General features: G+C 64.0%; 13 protein-coding genes and 1 tRNA gene. 6 read left to right on the forward strand and 8 right to left on the reverse strand.

Translation table 11 applies throughout. From position 1 onward, the window contains the following. Positions 1–16: 16 nt before the first annotated feature. Both MUG95_RS02380 and glyA read right to left on the reverse strand, forming a co-directional pair. Entirely contained in the window at positions 17–1,159 is a 1,143-nt protein-coding gene (locus MUG95_RS02380) for a hypothetical protein (RefSeq protein ID WP_247009475.1), read from the reverse strand. 62 nt (positions 1,160–1,221) lie between these two features. Further along, positions 1,222–2,469 (reverse strand): serine hydroxymethyltransferase, encoded by a 1,248-nt coding sequence (glyA, locus tag MUG95_RS02385; protein WP_247009476.1) that lies wholly within the window; start codon positions 2,467–2,469, stop codon positions 1,222–1,224. Positions 2,470–2,613: 144 nt separating this feature from the next. Between glyA and MUG95_RS02390 the strand changes: the two genes are divergently transcribed. The 3 genes from MUG95_RS02390 (at position 2,614) to MUG95_RS02400 (ending at position 7,079) form a co-directional block, all read left to right on the forward strand. Continuing rightward, complete coding sequence (locus MUG95_RS02390) at positions 2,614–4,305, forward strand: hypothetical protein (RefSeq protein ID WP_247009477.1); 1,692 nt, start codon at positions 2,614–2,616, stop codon at positions 4,303–4,305. 201 nt (positions 4,306–4,506) lie between these two features. Then, on the forward strand, positions 4,507–5,325 hold the full coding sequence (gene tbsP / locus MUG95_RS02395) for a transcriptional regulator TbsP (protein WP_247009478.1): 819 nt from the start codon (positions 4,507–4,509) through the stop codon (positions 5,323–5,325). A gap of 38 nt (positions 5,326–5,363) precedes the next feature. Beyond that, on the forward strand, positions 5,364–7,079 hold the full coding sequence (locus MUG95_RS02400) for a YcaO-like family protein (protein ID WP_247009479.1): 1,716 nt from the start codon (positions 5,364–5,366) through the stop codon (positions 7,077–7,079). Here the strand turns inward: MUG95_RS02400 and MUG95_RS02405 are convergent. The 3 genes from MUG95_RS02405 to MUG95_RS02415 all read right to left on the reverse strand — a co-directional run bounded on the left by MUG95_RS02405 (position 7,076) and on the right by MUG95_RS02415 (position 9,890). Beyond that, positions 7,076–8,212, reverse strand: a complete 1,137-nt coding sequence (locus tag MUG95_RS02405; protein ID WP_247009480.1) for a DUF63 family protein — start codon at positions 8,210–8,212, stop codon at positions 7,076–7,078. The two genes, MUG95_RS02400 and MUG95_RS02405, sit on opposite strands and share 4 nt — an antisense overlap. A gap of 93 nt (positions 8,213–8,305) precedes the next feature. After that, positions 8,306–9,514, reverse strand: a complete 1,209-nt coding sequence (locus MUG95_RS02410) for a hypothetical protein (protein ID WP_247009481.1) — start codon at positions 9,512–9,514, stop codon at positions 8,306–8,308. A gap of 292 nt (positions 9,515–9,806) precedes the next feature. Continuing rightward, a tRNA-Leu gene (locus tag MUG95_RS02415) sits at positions 9,807–9,890 on the reverse strand. Positions 9,891–10,031: 141 nt separating this feature from the next. Between MUG95_RS02415 and MUG95_RS02420 the strand changes: the two genes are divergently transcribed. Continuing rightward, entirely contained in the window at positions 10,032–10,943 is a 912-nt protein-coding gene (locus MUG95_RS02420; RefSeq protein ID WP_247009482.1) for a sensor histidine kinase, read from the forward strand. A gap of 62 nt (positions 10,944–11,005) precedes the next feature. Further along, positions 11,006–11,488 (forward strand): DUF309 domain-containing protein, encoded by a 483-nt coding sequence (locus tag MUG95_RS02425; protein ID WP_247009483.1) that lies wholly within the window; start codon positions 11,006–11,008, stop codon positions 11,486–11,488. 31 nt (positions 11,489–11,519) lie between these two features. Here the strand turns inward: MUG95_RS02425 and MUG95_RS02430 are convergent, their stop codons facing one another. From MUG95_RS02430 to MUG95_RS02440, 3 genes are all read right to left on the reverse strand, one after another. Continuing rightward, positions 11,520–12,749: a DUF5305 domain-containing protein gene (locus tag MUG95_RS02430; protein ID WP_247009484.1), complete on the reverse strand. Its 1,230-nt coding sequence runs from the start codon at positions 12,747–12,749 to the stop codon at positions 11,520–11,522. A gap of 155 nt (positions 12,750–12,904) precedes the next feature. Further along, complete coding sequence (locus MUG95_RS02435; RefSeq protein WP_247009485.1) at positions 12,905–15,196, reverse strand: hypothetical protein; 2,292 nt, start codon at positions 15,194–15,196, stop codon at positions 12,905–12,907. Then, entirely contained in the window at positions 15,193–15,762 is a 570-nt protein-coding gene (locus MUG95_RS02440) for a DUF7344 domain-containing protein (RefSeq protein WP_247009486.1), read from the reverse strand. The genes MUG95_RS02435 and MUG95_RS02440 overlap by 4 nt, the downstream gene beginning before the upstream one ends. A 487-nt stretch (positions 15,763–16,249) precedes the next feature. On the opposite strand from MUG95_RS02440, the gene MUG95_RS02445 reads away from it, so the two are divergent. Then, positions 16,250–17,131, forward strand: a complete 882-nt coding sequence (locus MUG95_RS02445; protein WP_247009487.1) for a response regulator — start codon at positions 16,250–16,252, stop codon at positions 17,129–17,131. Positions 17,132–17,222: the final 91 nt, after the last annotated feature.

A 17,222-nucleotide genomic window follows, 5' to 3' on the forward strand; every position in this document is an offset into this window, starting at 1 on the left:
GGTGGCTCCCGTCGGCTCACTGTACAATTGTGGAGACGAGTTGAAACTGCTGGACGGTGGCGGCCGTTAGCTGGAAGGCAGCGAGCGAGAGGACCGGAATCCAGACTGACCGCGTTCGGTCGTACGCGACTGCGGCGATGCCGACGACGGCCGTCTGTGCCACGGCGAAACTCACCAACGACGCGAGGTCCGACACGGCGAGTTGGACGACCACGGCCAGCAGCGAGACGACGGCGAACCCGAGGAGTGCCGCGACGCCTGGCCCAGCAGTGTCGGGCAGTGACGGGTCGAGCGCGGTCCAGAGGGAACCGACGAGTGCGGCGACGAGCAGGACGAGGCCGATACCGACGGCGACGGGCACGAACGAGAGGATGTCGGTCACGAACCCCAGTGTTCCGGTGACGGCCAGCCTGTAGGTGCCGACCAACACGGTGACGACGGCGACGACTTCGCCGGAGGGTGCGTTCTGCCGGAGGGATTCCTGTACTGCCCCGAAGAACACCAGCCCAGTCCCGACGGCACCGACGAGGACGGGAACGACAGTATCCTGGAGGAACCCCGCCGTCGAAATCAACTGTGCGGACAGGAACGTCCCGCGGAGCCACCGCATCGACTCGGTGGGTACGACGGCGGCGACACCGACTGCCGCCGCGACGACCAGCACTGGGCCGAGGACGGCCCCCGCGACGACGGGGGCCGCGTTACGGCTCGGGAGGGACAGACGGAGGTCGAACCCGCTGGCTCGCGCGTACGCACCCGCCAGTAGTCCCATCACTGCGGTCGCTATCGCGGGGGCCAGCCATTCGGAGACGGGAAGTGACACCGTGCTGTGCAGGTAGTAGAAGGCGACGAGGAGCAGGCCGGTCAGCGACAGGCCGATTCGAGCCAGCTCGAACCAGTCGAGTCCCACGTCCGAGACACGCGTGAGGGCGGCGTACGCGACGCCGAGGCCGGCCATCGCGAGGAGGGTGGCGGCGGCCGTCCCGAAGAGTCGCGCGCTCAGGACCACCGGCACTATGTTGGCGATAGTTCGGGAGACACTGGTCAACACGAGTTGTGCGACTGCCACCGCGAGCAAGAGCGCGTACAGCGACGCGTACTCGGCGAGCGAGGGGGCGTCGGGTTCGGGGGAGACCCAACTGGTCGGTTGGAGGGCCATATTTCCGTCTCGTCTGTCAGTGCTGAAAAAAGTATCCGCCTATCGGACCGCCGACACGCCAGTCACTGGTACAGCGGGTGGTCGTCGGTCAGCGCGGAGACACGGGCGGAAGCATCGGCCTTCACGTCCTCGTCGTCGTGGGCGTCCACCACGTCGGCGATGATGTCGGCCACCTCGCGGCAGGCCGCCTCGTCGAAACCGCGGGTCGTGAGGCCGGGCGTCCCGGCACGGATGCCCGAGGGGTTGAACGCCGAGCGCGTCTCACCCGGCACGGTGTTTGCGTTGAGGACGACGCCGACTTCCTCCAGTGCTGCCTCGGCGTCCTTGCCGGTGGTGTCGGGGTGGGAGTCGCGCAGGTCCACGAGGACGAGGTGGTTGTCGGTCCCGCCCGAAACCAGCGAGAAGCCCCGCTCCTGTAGCTGGTCGCCGAGTGCTTTGGCGTTGTCGACGGTCTGTGCCGCGTAGGCCTCGAACTCGGGTTCGAGAGCCTCCTTGAATCCGACTGCCTTCCCGGCGACGTTGTGCATCAGCGGGCCACCCTGGCCGCCGGGGAAGACGGCGGCGTCGATGTCGTCGGCGTACGCCTCGTCGCACATGATGATGCCGCCACGGCCCGCGCGGATGGTCTTGTGCGTCGACCCGGTGACGAAGTCGGCGACGCCGACGGGCGACTGGTGGACGCCCGCGGCGACCAGTCCCGTGATGTGGGCGATGTCCGCGAGGTGGTAGGCGTCGGTTGCGTCGGCGGCCTCCTGAATCGCTTCGAAGTCCACCTCGCGCGGGTACGCGGAGTAACCCGAGACGATGATGTCGGGGTCGAAGTCCTCGGCGTGTTCGCGGAGCGCGTCGTAGTCGATGTAGCCGGAGTCGGCGTCGACTTCGTACTGTTCGACTTCGTAGAACTGGCCGGTGAAGTTCGCGGGGTGGCCGTGGCTGAGGTGGCCGCCGTGGTTCAAATCGAGCGAGAGAATCTTGTCGCCGGGTTCGAGGACGGCGTAGTAGACACCTTGATTCGCCTGTGTCCCGGAGTGTGGCTGGACGTTGACGTGTTCTGCTCCCCAGAGTTCTTTCGCGCGCTCGATGGCGAGGTTCTCCACCTCGTCGGCGTACTCACAGCCGGCGTAGTAGCGCTCGCCGGGGTAGCCCTCGGCGTACTTGTTCGTCAGGGCACTCCCCTGTGCCTCCAGTACCGCCTCGCTGACGTGGTTCTCGCTCGCAATCATCGCGAGCGTGTCGTTCTGCCGGTCGACTTCGCCCGCAAGCGCGTCCGCGACCGCTGGGTCGACTTCCCTGATAGCCTCGTAGTCCATACCGTGACTACGACGCTGGGCAGTCAATAATCTACCTTTCTGCGACAGCGGGGACCCGCCGTGCCAGCGGCGAAAGCACTTAATGACCCGGCTATATCCCGACCGAAAGGTAATGCGACAGTGCGTCGAGAGGGAAGACGAGGCATGAGTTCCGGGGTGGCGAGCGAACGGGGGAACGGAGTCGCCGGTACCGACGGGGACGGTCCGACGATTACCGTCCCCCCGACGCTGGAGGGCGTCGCGGCCGGACTCTCTCATCTCTCGGCGGCCCTCGAAACGACCGGGCCAGCACGCTCACACCCGTCGATGCGTGGCCGTCCGCCCGCGCTCGAACTCGGGGCGGAGTTATCGATACCCGATGCGGTTCGGGACGACGTGCCGGAGACGGGCATCGAACTCCACGTCCCGCCGGAACTGGACTACCTGTTCGTCGTGGCACCGCTCGCGTACTACCTCGGTGCGGAGGTGAAACTCGACGCCCACGGACCGCCGCGGCTGTTCGTCCCGGAGACGGGTATCGAGTGCCGGTTCCGGGAGTTGCCGACCTTCCAGCACGGCGTCGGGCGGGTGCTCCGCCGGGTGTTCTTCCTCGACTCGCTCGTCAGGGAGCACGCGCCGCCAGCGCGACGCGGGGAGTTGCTCGACCAGTTCGGCCTCGACGCCGAGCGAATGCGTGCCCTCCGGTCGGTCGAGCGGTTGGGGGAGTACTTCTGGCTGGCCGACGCCGACTTGGACGAGCATTTGCCCGAGTGGCAGTTCTCGACGTACGCTGACCCCGAGATGGAGAACGTCCAGTGTCTCCCCGACCTCCTCGATTCGCTGAGCCTCGTCTACCTGCCCGAGGCGACGGAACTCGGGGAGCCGGACCTGCTCGACCGGGCACTGACCGACTTCTACCGGTCGGGCAGTCCCACACGGCAACCGGTCCAGTCGGTAGACGTGTTGGACCCCGAGTTACAGGCAGGACAGGTGCACGGGTGGCTGGCCGCGGGGACGCCGATAGACGCGTTCAAGATGACGCCGCGGGCCGTCGAGAACCGCCGGACGTACGAGCGACGCCACGACGGCGCGGACGAACTCGACGTGACCGTCGTCCTCAACGACGACGCGATGCGGGAAGAACATGCGGCCGTGGCGGACATCTACCGCGAGCGGGCGGCCGACCGTCCGCTGTCGGTGACGGTTCGAGAGCGACTCACGACGCGGGAACTCGCGGACGTGTTCGCCACGCCGACGGACTTCGTTCACTACATCGGCCACTGTGACCGGGACGGACTGGCCTGTCCCGACGGGCGGTTCTCGGCGGCGACGCTCGACACCTGCGAGGCTCGCACCTTCTTCCTGAACGCCTGTGGCTCCTACCACGAGGGCACCGAACTGGTCGAACGGGGGAGCGTCGGCGGTGCCGTCACGCTCAGCAAAGTCCTCGACGAACAGGCCGCCAAAGTCGGGACGGCCTTCGCGCGACTCCTCGTCCACGGGTTCGGCCTCGAACCGGCGATGCAGTTGGCGCGACGGCGCGTCATGATGGGGAAAGACTACGCCGTCGTCGGGGACGGAACCTACACCCTCACGGCACCCGAGCAGACGCCCGTCGTCGGCTGGCTCGAAACACGCACGGACGGGTACGAGTTGACCTGCGAGGCGGCCCCGACCCGGCGGACCGGCGGGACGTTCCAGTCGCCCTGCGGTGATACGTCCTACCTCACCGGGACGGCGGCCACACAGTCGCTCGACACTGGAGAACTAACCGAAATACTGGCCGAGAGCGATTTCCCGGTCGTCTACGGCGGCGACTTCCACTGGTCGAGTGAACTCGTCGACTCCCTCGACTGAGAGCCTGCGCCACCGTGACTTCCTTACAGAACCACCGTGACCAACAGGTCCGTTTTTCTAACTTACCCTATCATTAATGATATCGGAGTGGTGGATAAACTCTATTCACGACTCTTGTGATTTTCGGCGCTTCCCGTGTTATTACTTGTGAAATGGCCGGTAAAATTAAATGGGTCTGACTGGTAGATACGCATCATAGTCATGAGTGAGAACGAAATCGCCGACAGCACTGGTGAGTTACTGACGCGGGCACTCTCGGCCGCGTCCGAACCCGTCTACGTCGTCGGGCCGTCGGCGGATATCGTCGACGACCTCGTATCGGTCATGTCCGAAGCGAGCGACCTCGCACCCGTCCGGTTGCTCGCCGCCGAGCGACCGCTGAAGGACGCGATGAGCGACTTCATCGTCGCCAGCAGAGCGGCCGACCTCGTCGAAAACGACCAGTTGGCACTGCGGACAGTCGACACTCCGAGCGAGAACCCGCTGCTCGTCACGGCCACTGACGTAGCCGCCGTGGTCACGGTCGCGGGCCGCGTCGCGGGGCTGAGTACCGACGACGACTCGTTCGTATCCGACGCCCGCGACCAGTACGGCGCGGTATGGGAGGGAGCGAAGGCGTTCGACCTCAGGACGCCCGGACTCTCCGCGGTCCAGTCGACGCTCACCGAGGACCTCGGCGACGCGACGGCGACGGACTTCGGAGCGATTCTCGACTCGCTCCAGACCGCCCGAGGGAACGGCGACGGACTGGACGAGGTGACCATCACCCTCCTCGCGGCCGCAAAGAACGGCGAACTCCTCTACGACATCAGCAAGTGGGGCGAAGACATCGGCCTCGCCTCGAAAGCGACGTTCTCGCGCACCAAGACGGAACTCGAAGAGATGGGACTCATCGACACCGAGAAAGTCCCCATCGACGTCGGCCGTCCACGGCTCCGGCTGATGCTCGGTGACGACCGGCTGACCGACGCCGACGCGGACGAACTCGCGAGCGTCGCCCAGAGCCTACTCGCCAGTTAATCCCCGCGCTTTTTTCCCGGGCCGCCCTCGCCCCGGTCATGACAGTCGCTCTCGTCGGGTCCGGTCCGGCGCGTGACGCAGTTGCCGCCGCCCTCGCGGACGTCTCCGAACCCGTCGCCGACGTAGACCCCGGTGGCATCGCCGGTGCCGACCTCGCCGTCGTCGTCGGGACGGCCGGCGACGCGGCGTTCCGACGGGCGAACGAGACGGCCCGCGAGTCCGACTGCCCGTGGCTGGCGGTCGAATTGGGCGGACTCGGCGGGTTCCCAGTCGTCGAGGCGGCGGTCACCGGCTTCGGCCCGACGGCGGGCTGTTACGAGTGTCTCCGGGCGCGCGTCGCGGCGAACGCCGAGACGGACCACGGTGGGACGGTCGACCCGTCGCCCGAAACCGCGCGCTTCGCAGGGGCCGTCGCTGGCCGCGAAGCCGTCCGCTTCCTCGCCGGCCACGACTCCATCGTGGCGGGTGGCATCGTCGAGGTCCCACACACGCGACGGCAGTTCCTCCCGGTCCCCGACTGTTCGTGTGCGGCCGCCCGGGACCGGTCGCTCGCGGTCGAGTCGGTCGACCGCACGCTGGAAGAATCGCTCGCCCGCGCCGAGCAGGCGGTCGACGAACGCGTCGGCGTCGTCGCGGAGGTCGGGGAGTTCGAATCGTTCCCGGCCCCGTACTACCTCGCCACGCTCGCCGACACGAGCGGGTTCAGCGACGCCACGGCCGGGCCACAGGCCGCAGGCGTCGACGCCGACTGGAACGCCGCGTTCATGGCCGCCCTGGGTGAGGGCCTCGAACGGTACTGCGCGGGCGTCTACCGGACGGCCGCGCTTGAGCGAGCGACGCCCGCCGACGTAGCGGGTGCCGTTCATCCCTCAGTATTCGTCCGGCCCGACGACGGCTGGGCCGACCCCAGCGCGGCGACGGCCATCCCGTGGGTCACGGGTCGGAACCTCGCCACTGAGGAACGCGTCCGGATTCCGGCCGAGTTCGTCCACTTTCCACCACCGGAGAGACGGTTCCGGCCCGCGGTGACGACGGGGCTGGGACTGGGCAACGGCACTGTCGAGGCCCTCCTCAGCGGCCTCTACGAGACGGTCGAACGCGACGCCGCGATGCTCGCGTGGTACTCGACGTTCGAGCCGCTCGGCCTCGATGTTTCCCACGAGGGGTTCGAGTCGCTGGCGGCCCGTGCCGAGTCGGAGGGGCTGTCGGTGACGCCGCTGCTCCTCACGCAGGACGTGGACGTACCGGTGGTGGCCGTCGCCGTCACCCGTGAGACGTGGCCGCGGCTGGCATTCGGGCTGAGTGCGCACCTCGACGCGACCCGCGCCGCCCGCGACGCGCTGGAGGAGGCTCTCCAGAACTGGGTCGAACTCCGTGCGATGGGAGAGGCCGAAGCCGCCGACGCAGACGGTACCATCGGCCGGTACGCGCGCTCTCCCGGCGACGCGGCCGCGTTCGCGAATCCCGCGGACGTAATTCCCGCGGCGAGCGTCGGCCCCGAGACGGTACCCACGGGCGAGGCCCACCTCGAAGCGGTCGTCGAGCGGGTCACCGACGCTGGACTGTCGGCCTACGGGGCGCGGACGACGACGCGCGACGTGGCGGCAGTCGGCTTCGAGGCGGTCCGGGTACTCGTTCCGGCGGCACAACCGCTGTTCTTCGACGACCCCTACTTCGGGGAGCGAGCGGCGACGGTGCCCGAGGCGTTGGGCTTCGAACCGCGACTCGACCGGGCACACCACCCGTTCCCTTAGATTCCGAACGTCGCCCGCACCACGTCACGGGTGCCGGGCCCGAGGCCGACGGCGACGATGGCGACGAGGAGGAGCAACGTGTAGCGCGGGCTCTCCTCGAAGATTTCGGCGTCGAATATCCAGACGACGGCCAACGCGACGAGGAGTTTCACGACGAGGAAGGGCCACGACGATCCAGTGACCGCGAGTACCGACTGCGGGAGGAGCGATTCGGTCGTGCGCACGATGAACGCGTTCGCGGGGTGTTTGGGAACGTAGTTGAGGTTCACGCCGAGGACACCGAGCCAATCGGCGGCGACGACGTTCGCCACACCGTCGATGGCGTGACCCCACAGCACGACGAGGCCGAGTATCCCCGTCCCGGCGTTGATGTTCGGGGCGAACCGCTCCGTCACGACGTAGATACCCCCGGCGAGGAAGGACGCCACGACGACGACGACGGTGAGAATCTGCGGGTGGAACGCCACGTAGTCGGCAGTCAGGCCCTGCGAGAGGAGGAACCCGAAAGTGACGAGGAAGGCCCCGCTCCCCATCGCCGCGAGCGGTCGGATGTGCCCCTCCGTGTAGCCGTTTCGCTGGAGCCAGATGGCCGCGACGAGGGACCCCAGCGTCACGAGGAAGACGGTGACGTAGATGAGCGGGCTGATTAAGAAGGTGTTCAGCGGGTAACTGATGGCCTGTGTCGCCCCCTCGGGGACGGCGTCGTTCGCGTCCTCGACGGCCCGGAGGACACCGCCGAAGAGCATGAACGGAACCAGCGCGACGAGGAGTCTGCGGTCAGTTCCGACCCTGAGCCGCCGTACCAACTGGAGGACGCCGACCAGCGCGAACAGGAGGACAATCATGTACCCCACCTCGGAGACGAGCGTGTAGCCCGGTTCGGCGACGACGAGGCCCTGCTCGACGGCGGCCTGACAGCTGCCCTCCGAGTACAGCAACTGTACGGTTCCGTCGTTCACGGCACAGAGAGCGTTGTGTGCGTCGGCGTAGACTGGTCCCCAGAAGTAGTGCCAGACGAACCCGCGATACACCTGCGCGGGGAAAAGGAGCGACCCGAGAGCGAGGACGGCGACGGCAGCCACGGCCGTCCCGACCCACGCCCGTCCGGCGTCGACTCGTTCTGTCACCTGCATACCCGAAGTCCCGTAATCCGGCCGTTTGACGTTTCCGGTCGTGTGCGCCGTCGGGACACCGCGGGGCAGGACAGCAGGGCGAGAGCCTACCGGTCACGAGAATGGGAAGCCGGTCCACGCACTGAGGCCGGAAACGGCGTCGTTCGAGTCGTAGTGTTGTTCGGCTGCTTCGAGTGCCTCGGTCGCGAGTATCCGGTTTTCGTCTGCCTTCGCGCTTGCGTGTCGTTCGAGGTCGTGGAGCGTCTGTTCGAGCGTCCGAGAGAGTAGCGACGTGTCGATAGCCTCGTCCCGCAGCCCCGTGATTTCGTCGGTGTTTCGGAGCAGCGTCGTCGACATCCCCGCGTTCGAGATGGCCGTGACCAACCTGTTGGCCGCCGCCCGGTACTGCTCGTCGCCGTACTTGTCGGCGGCCACGTCGGTCTTCCGGATTGCGGACTTGAGACGTTCCAGTGCCTCACCGAAATCTTCGAGCGTTCGGATGCCGTTGCCGAGCTGTCGAATTTTCGTCCGGTACATCTCCGCCGATATCTCTTCCATGGCCGCCATCATTTGCATGCTCGTGACGCGTTCGAGTGCTTCGTAGGCCGACTCCGCGTCGTCGACCTTCGACCGCAGACGCTGCCGGGCCATCCGGGCCTGTGGCTGTTGTTCGCTCAGCACTCGGCCTTTCATGAACTCGTACTCCTCGTAGGCGTCCGTGAGTGCCTCGTCGACCTGCGCTGCGTGTTCCAGAAAGGAGGCACACTGACCCAAAGCCATGATAATCGTCCGCTGCCCCATCGTGGCCGGGCCGCTTGCCATGTCGAGGATTTCCCGTGCCGAGTTAACCTCCCGCGTGACTGCGAGCGCGCTGAAATCCGCCGTCGCCGCGTTCACGTCGGTCAGCACGGCCCTCGCCCCTTCCTGCGAGGTGTAGGTCGTAATCGCGGACCGAAGCTGCGACCGCGCTCGCTCGATGAGGTCCGCTGCTCGCTCGTTCACTTCGATAGGGTCACCACCCTCGTCCAGTCCCTCCCCCTGTAGTTGGGTTCCACGCCCGTAGCTGAGGTCACCGCGGACGCCGATGTCATCCGCTATCTCGATGTCTTGGTCGATACCGATATCGTCGACCGGTTGGACATCGGCACCTCCGTCGACACCGAGGTCCCCCTGAACCCCGATGTCCTCGACCGGTTCGACGCCCGCAGGGATGCGCTGTTTCTCGTCGACAGCCTCCGCGGGGCCGGTGGTGGCCTGGTCGAGAGACCCACACCCCGCAAAGAGGGCCGAACCGATGGTCGCTAGCAGCGTTCGGCGGCGCATATTTGTGGCTTGTTTATACCATCTTACCAATCCATAAGAAGGGTTTGCCGGATTGAAACGGTACTTTTTAACTACGTGGCACTGTGCGGTCCTCCCTCTGCGTGTTCGTTGCGGGTATGTCAGAGAAGTTGCGAGGGAAGATCGCTCCGAACGGATCTTCCTGCACTGTTTTGCGAGGGGCCGTAGTGGCCAACAGTGCGAGGGAAGGGATTCGAACAACGCCGGGACGCGTCCCGCCTCGTTCAAACCCTCCTACGCAGGCCGAGCGTTCCCCGAGGGTCACGCTCAGGCATGCGAGGGAAGGGATTTGAACCCTTGGACCCCTACGGGAGCGGATCTTGAGTCCGCCGCCGTTTCCAGGCTTGGCTACCCTCGCACGCACCGACAGCTACACCCGGTCGGTTTGAATAACCTGCGTTTCGCCCGTGCAGTAATCTGGGTGGACGACGGCCAGCCACACCAAACCCCCCAAACTTCTAATAGGTTGTTAGCCAATGGTATTCGGACGAAGAGTGCCGTGGATAGCGACTATGTGCCCGAGCTGACGCCAGCCGCCATCGCTCTCGTCTACGCGCTCGTCAGCGGCAGTTGGATTCTCCTGTCGGACAGAATCGTCGACGCTCTTGTTCAGGACCCGAGTCTCCAAGCGTGGCTCCAAACGGTGAAAGGATGGGTGTTCGTCGTCGGGTCAGCCCTGCTCATCTACAGCCTCGTCTCGGTTCGGGAGGCCGAACTGGAGCGGACCACGGAGCAGTTACAGCAGGCCCTCCAGCAAACGTCGATTCTCCACCGTCTCCTCCGGCACAACCTCCGGAACGTCTGCGGCATCATCCGGGGGAACTTGGAGTACGTGGCGACCGACGGTGGGAGCGAACGCGTCGAGACAATCGAAGCGTCCATCGACCGGTTGGTGGAGATGAGTCGAAAGGCTACCGCGCTTCGGAACTTCACGCTCGAAGACAGCCGCAGGCCGTATCCCCACGACATGGTCACCGTCGTCGAAGACGCGGTCCAGTCGGCCCGCACAACCCATCCCGACGCGGAGTTTCACACGAACCTCCCGGACTCGGCGTGGGTGCAGACCTACGAACAGATAGATACGGCCGTCGGGGAGTTGCTCGACAACGCCGTGTGTCACAACGAAGACGGGGACACGACGGTGCGCGTCGGCGTGACGTACACGAGCGACGGACGCGTCCGCCTCGAAGTGAGCGACGATGGCCCCGGCATCCCGGAGATGGAGCGGGAGTTGTTGACCGCGGGCATCGAGAAGCCGATGCACCACTCGCAGGGCATCGGCCTGTGGTTGGTGCGGACCGTCGTCACCGAATCCGGCGGTGACCTCACCATCGTCGACAACGAGCCACAGGGGAGCGTCGTCGTCATCACGCTCCCGGCGGCCGACCCGCGGGACGGCACCACGGCGTGAGCGGCGGCCGACCCGCCGCCTCGTCCGACGGAATTACTCCCCTCCGAATCGAACGGGACGGTATGGACGACCACACCCGGGACCCGTCCGTCGGTCCGCCGACCGGAAACCCCACCGGTTGGCGCGCCGACGAGGAGCGGTGGGAACACGGGACGCTCCGACGGGCGACGGTCCACGGTGTCGCCCTCTACAACGCTGGCGAGTTCCACGAATCACACGACTGTTTCGAGGTCGAGTGGTACAACTACGGGAGCGGGACGGTCGAGAGCAAGTTCCTCCACGGGATGGTGCAGGTGGCGGCAGGGGCGTACAAGCACTTCGACTTCGAGAACGACGACGGGATGTGTAGCCTCTTCGAGACGGCGTTACAGTATCTCCACGGTGTTCCCAACGATTTCTACGGCGTCGACGTACTCGACGTGCGGACGCACCTGACGAACGCGTTGGGCGACCCGGCCGTGTTAGATGAGTGGCGGATCGAACTCGATGGCGACCGACCGGAAGCAGGACCAGCGGACTACGAGTACGCCGAGGCAGTAGAGTAGCGAGTCGTGCAGAGAGTGGTGGTGCCACACATCACACCTCATCGGAGTCGTCGTCACCGTCTGCGGAGGAGTCAGCGGCAGTTTCGTCGGTTGCGTCCCCGGGCGAAGTATTCGGTTCGAGGAGGTCGGACGTGTTGCCGTCCGTCGCATCTCGTTCCGATTGGACAGTCGTCCCGCCCGATCCGTCCAGTGGGTCCGCTCCCGTCGGGGCCGTATACGTGTACAGTATGTCCCCCACAATCACAGCGTACCGGTCGTCCGATTCGAGTACACGCCTGTCGCTGTCGATGGCGATGTCGACCAGTGCGGGTAGCGAGTTCGCGTGGACGACCGTCCGATTTCCGGGTGCCGGTATCTCAGCGGAGGATATCCACTCATCGAGGTCGGTCCGCGCACGCTCGAACTCCCGGCGCGCCGCTTCGCGTTCGGACACGGCCAGCCAATCACGACGGCTGAGAAGGGCGGTACCGACGATGCCCACCACCCCAACGAGGAGGGCCGCTGGCCCACCGTACAGCGCGAGCAGTGACGGCTCGATTGTTCGGGTTACTGTCTCGGTTGTCTGGTACGACTCACGGGATTGGACCGACGTGCTGACACGGTAGAAGCCGTCGCTCGGTGTGATTTCGATGCGGTCGGTACGGGTATCTGTGAACGATTCGCCCCCAAGAGTGGTCTCCACAGTAGTGTCGGCAACAATTAGTGCTTCAGTCCGGCCCGGACTGGCACCTAACTCCTCTCGAATCGCCTCGATACGTCTGAGAACCGCCGGAACGTTCACACTGGCCGTCGCCGACTCGGCGGTGCCGTCGGCGACTTCGACGCTGTCGAGAGTTGCGAGCGAGTCACGCGCTCGCCAGTGGACGATAGTCTGCTCGTCCTGTTGTTCGACTGCGCGAACGACCAGCGACAGGTCGACCGAGGCAGTCGCCGGTTCGCCGTCCGTGTTGTTGTGTGAGATTGTGTAACTACTGTCGAGTTCCGGTGAGACCGTCGTGAAGTAGAGCGGCCGGTTTTCCAAGCGGTTTCCAGAGGTGAAAACGTCGGTTTGACGCTGGACTATCGCAGTGTGTTCGAAATCACTCTGGACCGTCCACTTACCAGTGGTCTGTTCCTCGACGACGGTTTCTGGCCCGTCGACGTGTGCGTCGTAGGTAACGTACCCTCCGAGGAGTGCCACTACGGCGAAACCGAGGACGACCAGCGGGAGCCACCGTTTGAGGAAGGCGCGGGTGGACACGGAGAGCCGCGTGTCCGTCATCGTGTGCTACCCCGGACACAGAGTTGGTCGAACAGCACAGTCGTATCGGACAGTCGGGTTCGGGGCACTAGACCGTTCGGGTGCTGTCGTGGCCCCGAAATTGGATCTATATTCATGTCAGCAGTCCGTTCAGTAACCGTCGATAGGCACTCGCTTCATAGGTTCTCTATTCTGAACCGAATCGCGCCACCGGGTGCCGAGCTATTTTCTCGCTCGATTGTAATCAGTACGTCTTCGCCGCTCATGTCGACGGGACTGTCGAAGTACCGGGTTTCGAACCCGCGAACGTTCCATCGTGAGTCCTCGCCCGCCGGTTGGTCCGGGTCCGCAGGGAGCGGGATTGTCTCACCGATTTCGTAGCCGTCGAATCCCCCGTCTTCGATGTAGTCGGCGGAGGTTCCGCTCACTGCGGCCAGCAGGTCGGTGGTTCCGTTGTCGAAGTTGAATGCATCCGAGCTGGTCGTACTCTCGACGGTGAATTGGTCGAAGCCGACCTCGGTGCCAGCACCGAAGCTCTTGGCGTCGTTGTTCAGCAGGTTGAACGCGATACCGTCGTTGGTTCCCTTTGCGTCGAACGTTACCGCGGAGCCGCGGATGTACTCCAAGTCACCGGTGACGCCGTCGATAGTCAGCGTCTTGCTCCGTTCGGTTCCGTCGGGCGTCTCGAAGAAGAGCGTGACGTCGAGCGTGGTGCCGCCGATGTTCGTCTTACTGCCGATTTTGATGTCACTGACTTCTGTGCCACCCATTGTAATCGGCCCGCCGTCGTCCCTGAATCCGGTGACTTCCACCGTCGCGGTGTCGCCGGGTGCCAGCGTCTCGGTACTCCCGTTTGGCACTAAGTCAGCGCGGTCGCTCTGCCCCCCGTCGACGATGTCGTACGGTGGGCCGTTGTTCTGCTGGTTCTCGTAGTCGTGGTCGCCCCTGCTGTTAGGGTCGTACCCGCTCGTGACCCAGACGAACGTCTCCTTCTCGCTGGTGTTGTCGAGTCGGTCAGCGGCCGTGTTGGTACTCTCGACCCGGAGACCGGTGAATTCGATTTCTCTGGCCCGGTTGTTTACGATATCGAAGACGACATCCTGTTCGTATCGCCCTCGTTCACCGGTGCTTGCCGTGCCGCCGCTGTACTCCACGTCACCGCTTATTTCGGTCGTCGCGGTGTCGCTCGTGTCCTCGCTCGCGGCCGTCAGGTCGTACGTTCCCGGGGTGGCGTTAGCGGCACCCGTGTCCCATTCGAGTTGTATCTGTGTGGTCACGGCCGGCTTGAGCGCGACAGTCGTGCTATCGACTTGCCCCTGTCCAGCGACATCGAGTGTGACCGACTGTATGTCGCGCTGGTCGCCGGTGTTCGTGATTTCGGTGTCGACTGTGACAGTGTCACCCTCGTCGACGTAGTCGTCGGAAGCGGTGATTGTGACAGCGAAGTTCGCTTCCTGTGGGGTGTCGTCGCGGGACTGGAACTGGAGCCACGAAATCTTCGGATTGTAGGTTCCAGCCGGCGGCGTGATGTTCAACACATCGCCGGAGGCAACTTCGACGGTGAAATTGTAGGTTTCTGCGTTGTTGGTACGCTGGTTCTGCTGGTCGTCGAACTCGGGGTCGCGGAGCGGGACGACGGCGGCCCCGCCGTCGACGTCGAAGGAGTACTCGCTGTCGAGGTAATCCGGTTCGGAACACCGCATCCGCACGTCGTACCAGCCAGCCGGAAGGTCGAACTCCCAGAACCCGTCCTGTGAGGCGTCGTAGGGCGACGGGATTCGGCCGTCCGCGTTGAAGTGGATTAGCGTATCGTCCTCAGTTGTCGGGTCCGTGTTCCGTTCTCTCGTCGCGGCAGTCTGGTCGCGGTTCCAACCGTACTCAAGCGTCGACTCCGAGTCGAAGGCGTCCCGGAGCGCGAACTGGTTGCCAGCGTCGGGAACGAATCCGGCGGGCGTGCTGGTCCCGGACGGCTCGAAGTTGATGCAGTTCACGAGCGAGAGGTCGACTGTGCGCGTTGCGGTGATGTTCGTGGCCGAACCGGACGAACTCGATGCGAAGATATCGAGTTCGACCGAATCCATCTGCACCACACAGTCACTGTTCGCGCCGGTCGCTGTCGCAGTCACCGTCCCGGAACTTGCAGGAGCGAGCGAGCCGGGAGTACTGTCGACTGTCACGTCGAAAGCGAGAGCAGAGTTGTTTGCGACGCTCGCGGAGACTGTATCGAGCGTCTCACCGGTGTTGTTCGTCAGTCGGGCGATTTCTCGCGTTTCGGCCTCGAACGCCAGTTGATTCCCGAAGGTATTGATGCCGAGCAACGCGGTGCTACTCGGACCGTCTCCCGACGTGTCGACATTGGCCGGGCGGTCCGTCTCAGTCTCTGTGAAACTTCCGGACCCGGCGATAGCGATACCGGCACCGCTCCCCATGAGTGCCAACGCACCGCGACGAGTCCACTTCTTTTTCATTGCTCGACATCGGGCGGCGTCTCAGCGGCTCCGAGACGCATCTGTCGGCTCTGCCAGACGTGATACAGTGCCGAGGCGAGAAACAGCACGACGACGAGTCCCCCCCACGCGAGGTTCGGGACGCTCGTCGGGAACACGCCGAAGAAGACGGCTGCGAGCAGTGCCCCTGACAAGGATGCAAGTCCGAGATAGTACTCCCCCCACGGAATCGACTGCTCGGGAACCACGTCGAGATAGATATCTAGGGCACGCGCCTGCTCGGTCAGAGTAACCGTTCCGTTGTCGTACTCGATGACGCCCGCACGCTCCATAGCCGGGAGGTGTGTCTGCTGCATCGATGTGTACACGCGGTGACGTTCGTCGGACGTGATTTCGTGCTGCTGTTTCCCGTTTTCCCACGCCGCGACTTGCTCTGCGAGGTCTGAAATTTCCGAGTGGCCGTCGGTCCGCTGGGCAGCATGGAGTGCGTACCGCCGGCGATGGTTACTCAGCAGGTCGAACAGTGTGTCCCGTGATATCGTCGAAGTCTCACACTGTTCGCGTCCTGACACGTCTTCAGCTGCCATTATATGCGGTAGTATCTAAACAGTCAAAACGGTTTGCTTACGAAGGCTATAGTCACGCCTTACCATTTCAAAACCCATTCAACAACCGTTTGAGTTTATGTTCAAAACTGATATTGTAACGTTCGAAAGGGCGTATGCGAGTTCAACGATATTAATAACTTGATAATATAACTCGGTGCAATATAGTGGTAGTGTGCCGGTCGTAGCGGTGACAGTGGTTCTCGGAAATGGATTTTTGCGTGGGTTCGACCGGTCTCACGGAGAGGACTGATGTAACCGCTCGTCTGCAGGCACGCGTCTCGGAATCAGCGTTTCCCGTATCGACCGGACCCCACGATGCAGGGGGTGAATGTTCGCCGGTTCCGTTTCGCAATAGTAATATCCTAAGTCATCTGGTTGAAATATTGTAGTCAGCGCGCCGAGATCCGCCGTGTGCTGGCACGATACACCCAAAGAGTACTTGTTTCTCACGGACAAATTTCGGCCGATGAGAAGCACCGTGTCAGATACCGGAATCAGTGTAGAGCGACTCCAGTCCGCAACGGAGGTGTTCTCTTACAAATGGTATCCAGTTATCCTCTACAGTGTCTACGAAGTAGGCAATGCCAGCTACTCGGAGATCGAGGCTAGTCTCGGCGGAATTTCGCCGAAAATGCTGTCGGACGGACTGTCTGACCTCTGTGACCGAAATCTCCTCAGAACGACGGAAGCCGTCGAGAACAGCGGTAAAGAGGGATACGAACTGACTGAAAAGGGGCGTGCCATTGTGCCCGCCTTGGACCTTCTAACTGCATGGCACGAGCGGTACGACGAACGCCGAGCATCGGTGTTAATCGTCGAAGACGAACGGATGGTCGCATCGGTTCTTTCGGAGTATTTCGACGAGTCCTACGGTGTTAGACACGCCCGGACCGGGGAGCAGGCTCTCGAAAAGTGTTCCGACAGCACGGACCTCGTCGTACTCGACCGGCGACTGGACGAGATGTCCGGCGACGACGTTGCGACCCAGCTCCGAGCACAGTACGAACAGCTAGTGGTTCTCGTCGTTTCCGGTATCGCGCCGGACGACGATATAGCTACGTTGGACATCGACGATTACCTTCACAAACCGGTCGAAGAGGACGGAATAAAGGCTCGGTTGGAGTCACTCCTCAGCCGAACGGATATGGATTCGGCGGCACGGACGTACTTGGCTCTCCGCTCGAAGCAGTTGGCACTGACAGAGACACACGGGGAAGCCGCACAGAAGATGCAAGGGTATCAAGATTGTGCGAGTCGAATCGAGGAACTGGACCTCTCTCCGGAGCAGAAACAGACGCTCGAACCGCTCCTCCCCCCAGCGGCGAGTGAGGTGCACTCCCGCCAGTAGCTAGCTGTTGTCCGGGCGCGTGCCAGCGCGCCGTCACGGGTCTGTCTGTGTCGAGAGGCGGCCGTTCAGCCGGTTTCTCCGCGTGTGGTCC

This window comes from Halorientalis litorea (assembly GCF_023028225.1).
GTDB lineage: Archaea > Halobacteriota > Halobacteria > Halobacteriales > Haloarculaceae > Halorientalis > Halorientalis litorea.